This is a genomic window from Bacillus sp. LR--39 (assembly GCF_053613335.1).
The window spans coordinates 1-704 of sequence record NZ_JBSIOT010000893.1 but is presented as its reverse complement, the minus strand read 5'-3'; the positions used below and the strand labels follow the sequence as shown (position 1 = coordinate 704).

At 49.4% G+C, this 704-nt stretch carries 1 protein-coding gene; it reads right to left on the bottom strand.

All coding sequences use genetic code 11. The features are described from left to right. A partial coding sequence (gene dxr, locus ACWHAR_RS27305; protein ID WP_452088460.1) for a 1-deoxy-D-xylulose-5-phosphate reductoisomerase occupies positions 1-704 on the bottom strand: 704 nt, incomplete at both ends.

The following is a 704-nucleotide window of genomic DNA, read 5'->3' as shown; positions in this document are numbered from 1 at the left end:
GCTTCATTAAACGGCAGGCGTTCCGGATGGCTGAGCGCATATTGAATCGGCACTCTCATATCAGGTGTGCCAAGCTGGGCGATGACGCTGCGGTCGTGGAATTCAACCATTGAATGAATAATGCTTTCTTTGTGAAGGAGGACATCGATCTGGTCATAGGGCAGATCAAACAGCCAGTGGGCTTCAATAACCTCGAGTCCTTTATTCATCATTGCAGCCGAATCGATCGTGATTTTTGCACCCATCGACCAATTTGGATGATTGAGGGCTTCTTCCACTGTGACGCCTTCAAGTTCCCGCCTTGTTCTGTCCCTGAAGCTGCCGCCTGAAGCCGTGACGATCAGCCGTTTGATATGCTTCGGATTTTCCCCCTGAAGGGCCTGGAAAATCGCGGAATGTTCGCTGTCGACGGGCAGGAGCGGGACATCGTATTTTTGGGCGTGTTCTTTCACTATATGACCGGCTGTCACGAGAGTTTCCTTATTTGCAAGCGCAATTGTTTTTTTATGCTCCATCGCCTTTAAAGTCGGAAGAAGACCGACGCTGCCGACGAGAGCATTGACGACGATATCCGCTTCCGGGATAACGGCCGCTTCGATTAAAGCTTCCTCCCCGATCCCTGTTTTAAAGGTGTAGGAGAAAGAATGCTGTTTTAATGTTTCATATGTATGCTCATCCCCGACGCCTACATACTTCGGTTTAAA